This window comes from Pseudomonas sp. SST3, assembly GCF_003325755.1.
Genome location: NZ_QORI02000090.1, coordinates 1 through 4,930, shown reverse-complemented (window position 1 = coordinate 4,930; position 4,930 = coordinate 1). Strand labels below are relative to the sequence as shown.

At 60.9% G+C, this 4,930-nt stretch carries 1 protein-coding gene and 4 pseudogenes; all 5 read left to right on the top strand.

What is annotated here, in order from left to right; all coding sequences use genetic code 11:
* Positions 1 to 81: 81 nt before the first annotated feature.
* Positions 82 to 1,250 (top strand): annotated as a pseudogene (locus DQ405_RS24035) (ribosomal protein uL16 3-hydroxylase).
* Positions 1,243 to 1,667: pseudogene (locus DQ405_RS24030) on the top strand (GNAT family N-acetyltransferase). The pseudogenes DQ405_RS24035 and DQ405_RS24030 overlap by 8 nt, the downstream one beginning before the upstream one ends.
* A 69-nt stretch (positions 1,668 to 1,736) precedes the next feature.
* A pseudogene (locus DQ405_RS24025) lies at positions 1,737 to 2,862 on the top strand (GNAT family N-acetyltransferase).
* A pseudogene (locus tag DQ405_RS24020) lies at positions 2,862 to 4,640 on the top strand (ATP-binding protein). The pseudogenes DQ405_RS24025 and DQ405_RS24020 overlap by 1 nt, the downstream one beginning before the upstream one ends.
* Positions 4,630 to 4,930: response regulator (locus tag DQ405_RS24015; protein WP_168426337.1), on the top strand; the 301-nt coding region annotated here is incomplete at its 3' end. The pseudogene DQ405_RS24020 and the gene DQ405_RS24015, both read left to right, overlap by 11 nt.

Below are 4,930 nucleotides of genomic sequence, written 5' to 3'. Positions count from 1 at the left end.
AAGCAAGCTCCTTTGAGACGCCCGGCCGCGCCGGGCGTTTTTATTCCTGTCTTAAAAGTGCTTTTTTTCAATAGGTTACACATGAATCCTGATATCCCTCTTCAACTTCTGGGCGGCATCACGGCACGGGAATTCCTGCGCGACTACTGGCAGAAAAAACCGCTGCTGATCCGCCAGGCCATCCCTGACTTCGAAAGCCCGATCGACGCCGACGAACTGGCAGGCCTGGCCCTGGAAGAAGAAGTCGAGTCGCGCCTGGTGATCGAACACGGCGAGCGCCCGTGGGAACTGCGTCGCGGCCCGTTCGCCGAAGACGCTTTCAGCACCCTGCCCGAGCGCGAGTGGACCCTGCTGGTGCAGGCGGTCGACCAGTTCGTGCCGGAAGTGGCTGAGCTGCTGGAGCACTTCCGCTTCCTGCCGAGCTGGCGTATCGATGATGTGATGATCAGCTTCGCCGCGCCGGGTGGCAGCGTCGGTCCGCATTTCGATAACTACGATGTGTTCCTGCTGCAAGCCCAGGGCAAGCGCAACTGGAAGATCGGCCAGATGTGCAATTCCGAAAGCCCGTTGCTGCAACACGCCGACCTGCGCATCCTCGCAGAATTCGAAGAAAGCGCCGAATGGGTGCTGGAACCGGGCGACATGCTCTACCTGCCGCCGCGCCTGGCCCATTTCGGTATTGCTGAAGACGACTGCATGACCTATTCCGTGGGTTTCCGTGCACCGAGCGCCGCTGAAGTGCTGACCCACTTCACCGACTTCCTCAGCCAGTACCTGACCGACGAAGAGCGCTACACCGACCGACAGACGCCCAGCCGGTCAGCGACCCGCACCAGATCCAGGGCGACGCACTGGACCGCCTCAAGGGCTTGCTCGCCGAGCACATGAGCGATGAGCGCATGCTGCTGACCTGGTTCGGCCAGTTCATGACCGAGCCACGCTACCCGGAACTGGTGGCCGGCGAAGAGTTGGGCGAAGAAGACTTCATCAACAGCCTGCAAGACGGCGCGATCCTGGTACGCAACCCGAGCGCACGCCTGGCCTGGTCCGAAGTGGACGACGATGTACTGTTGTTTGCCAGTGGCCAGAGCCGTTACCTGCCGGGCAAACTGCGTGAACTGTTGAAGCTGGTGTGCTCGGCCGATGCACTGCACAGCGAAAACCTGGGCGAGTGGCTGGCCGACGAAGACGGTCGCGACCTGCTGTGCGAACTGGTCAAGCAAGGCAGCCTGGGGTTCGCGGATGAATAGAATTCACGTAAGTGTCGCGGACTGGCGAAAGGATATCGACGAGATTCGGCGCATTCGTGAAAGCGGTATTCATCGCTGAAACAATCGGTCCCGCCTGAATTGGAGTGGGACGCGGACGATGCCGATGCGGTGCACTTTCTGGCGTTCGAAGGTGATTTCCCGATCGGCACCGCTCGGCTGTTGCCCAGCGGCGAAATCGGGCGCGTTTCGGTACTCAAGGACTGGCGTGGGCTGAAGGTGGGCGACAAGCTGATGGAAGCGGTGATCGGCGTGGCCGAGAAGCGCGGCCAGACCCGGCAATTCCTAAGTGCGCAGGTGTATGCGGCGCCGTTCTACGAGCGCTTGGGCTTCAGGATCGTCAGTGATGAATTCCTGGAAGTCGGGATTCCGCATGTGGATATGGTGCGCGGGGACTGATCCGAGACCGCGTCGCCTGCATCGCAGGCAAGCCAGCTCCCACACTGGAYCGAGAAATAAGGGCAATCTGTGATAACCACCCAAGCCTTCCCGACCATCCGGGCTATCCAGCGCGATGCCTGGAACGACTGTTTTCCCGGTGCCCTGGAGGATTGGGACTATTACCTGGCCGTGGAAAACGCCGCAATTGATGACTTTCAGTGGCGTTACCTGGCGGTCTTCGAGGATCAAACGCTGGTGGCCGTGGCTGCCGCGTTCATCACCCATTATCGCCTCGACACTACGCTGTCGGGGGCCGGCAAACGCTTGACCGAGCGCCTGGAGCGGCTGTGGCCGGGCGTTTTTGCAACTGGCGTTGTACGCCATCGGTTCGCCGGTGGCTGAGCGCTGTGATGCCGGTGTCGCCAGCCATGTGGCCGAATCCCGGCGCCCGTTGCTGTTGCAGCAGTTACTGGCGGCTGCGCGCAAAGATGCCAACGCGCTCGGTATCGGCTTGCTGGCGGTCAAGGATGCGCCCACCAACGACCCGCATTGGGCCCAGAGCTGCCTTGCCGCAGGCTTTCAAAGCATGCCCAGTTTGCCCACGGGGGTGTTGCCCCTGCCTTATGGCTCGGTGGATGCCTACCTGGGGTCGCTGGGCAAATCCACGCGCAAGGACCTGCGCCGCAAACTGCGCGCACCAGGGCCGCGGGTCGAGTGGCGGCGCAATATCGATGACGTGCTGCCCGAGGTCATGCGCCTGTACGAGGCCACGCTCGCGCGCGCAGACTTGCAGTTCGAACGCCTGCCCGCCGGTTACTTCACGGGGGTGCTCGAACACCTGCACGAGCGGGCGGTCTGTGTTCTGTACTGGGTGGACGAGCACCTGGTGGCGTTCAACCTGATCCTGCTGGATGAGCATCGGCTGGTGGACAAGTTCTTTGGCCATGACCTTGCGTTCAGCCGCGAGTACAACCTGTACTTCCGTAGCTGGTTGACCAATGTCGACTACTGTATTGAACACCGTATTGCGCTGTACGAGTGCGGCCAGGCCGGGTATGCCAGTAAACTGCGCCTGGGGTGCGAGTTCGAGGGCAACAGCCTGTTCTTCCGCCACCGTAACTGGCTGGTCAACGGCCTGCTCAAGCTTGTAAAACTGTTTATTCGACCGGATCGTTCCGACCCTGCCATGGCTGCTGCGATAAGCGAAACCTGATGATTACCAAGACCCGCCAGAAAGCCCGCCCCTTTGCCATTTCGCGTTGGAGCGTCCAGCGCAAGCTGTGCTGGCGTTCTGGCTGGTCAGCGTGATTCCTACGATGATCGCGGCTGAGCTGGCTGCCACCACGCTGTCGCAGATTTTCGACAGCAAACGTGCGTATCTGGCTGCAAGAGTCGACCAAGATCGTCAAGGACGAAATCGGCGACATCCTTCACGACAACGCGCGCATGGCCAAGCTGTTCCTGCGCTATACCAGCCCGCCGTCGTCCAAAAATGCCGAAAAGCATGACCGGCTCACCGCCGACATTGCCGATGCCACCGATATCGACGTGGTCGCACTGATTCGCACCAGCGACCGTAAAGTGATGTTCAGCACGGCCGCCGATGACATCGTCAGGCAGATCAACCTCACCAGCAACGCGGTGCTGCAAACCGTGCAAGTCGCCGGCGTGAGCACGGGCCTGGTGGTGTCGACCTTCGAAACCAGCCGTGACGGCGTTGATTACCTGTTGCTGGTCGCCACTTACCTGGACAGCAGTTTCCTCACCAGCGTGGCCGACGTGCATTCCCTCGACCTGCGTTTGTACCTGGCCAACCCTGCCGGTTTTTCCGAAATATTTTCCACCCAGCGCTTCGCCAATCATCCCTCGCGCATCCCCAAGAATGTCGAGGCCTACCTGCGCAGCACCAAGCAGCCCAGCGAGCAGTTCACTAACCAGTACAGCGGTTTGTATTGGCCGATTTTCAATGACGCCGGTGAGTTGCAAGGCGTGATCTTCAGCGGCCTGCTACGCCATACCAGCCTGGTGGGGTTGGTGAACCAGAGCAACCTGTTCGTGCTGATCTTCCTGGTCAGCTCGGCGCTGTCATTGGCGGCTGGGTTGTTGGTGTCGCGGCGCCTGACCAAGCCTCTGCGCGATTTGTCCCAGGGCGTGGATGCGGTGATCTCGGGCAGTTATGCACACCGTGTGGTGGTCAGTGGCGGTGACGAACTGGCGCAATTGAGCAGCACCTTCAACCACATGACCGAACGCCTGGGCGAGTTGCATCATCTGGAAGCCCAACTGCGCCGGCGTGACCGCTTGCATGCCCTGGGTGAAGTCGCCATGGGCCTGGCTCACGAAATTCGCAACCCACTGGGCATCATCAAGACCGCCACCCAACTGTTGCATCGGCGCGCTGACCTGGCGGAAACCGACAAGCGTCACCTGGAATATGTCATCAGCGAAGTCAGCCGCATCAACGAGCTGATTACCGAGTTCCTCGATTTCGCCAAGCCCAACCCGCCGATACGCGTGCAGCAACCGGCACGCGCCCTGGTGGAAGAAATCCTCGGTTTCTGCGGCCCGGAGCTGAGTAGCCATCGCATTGACGCGCAGATCGACGACCAGGCGCCTGGCGCAACGATCTACGCCGATGCCAAGCAGCTCAAGCAGGCCTGTCTCAACCTGATTCTCAACGCCATCGACGCGATGCCCGGCGGCGGGCGCCTGACCCTGGGCATTCGCAGCGTGGGCGACAACACCGTGATCAGCATCGCCGATACCGGCGAGGGCATCCCTGCGGACATGGTGGAGCGTATCTTCACGCCATTCGTCACCACCAAGGCCTCGGGCACAGGCCTGGGCCTGGCCAAAGTCTATTCGATCATGGAAAGTCACGACGGCAGCATCGAATGCGCCAGTGAGAAAGATGCCGGCGCGACCTTCAGCCTGTACATTCCGGCTGACGGTGAAGACGACGGTGAAGATGAGGAAGGGCATGACGCATAACGTATTGGTGGTCGACGACGAGCCCAAGCTCTGTGATCTGCTGACCCAGGCCTTGAGCCAGAACGGCATCCAGGTGTTCAGCGCGGGCAATGGCCTGCATGCGCTCAAGGTGCTGGGGGAGGAGGACATCGACCTGGTCATCAGCGACTGGCGCATGCCGGGCATGGACGGGCCGGCGTTGCTGGCCGAAATCAAGGTGCGTTATCCGACCTTGCCGGTGATCGTGATGACGGCCTACAGCACGGTGAAAAACGCCGTGCAGTCGATGCGTAACGGTGCCTATGACTACA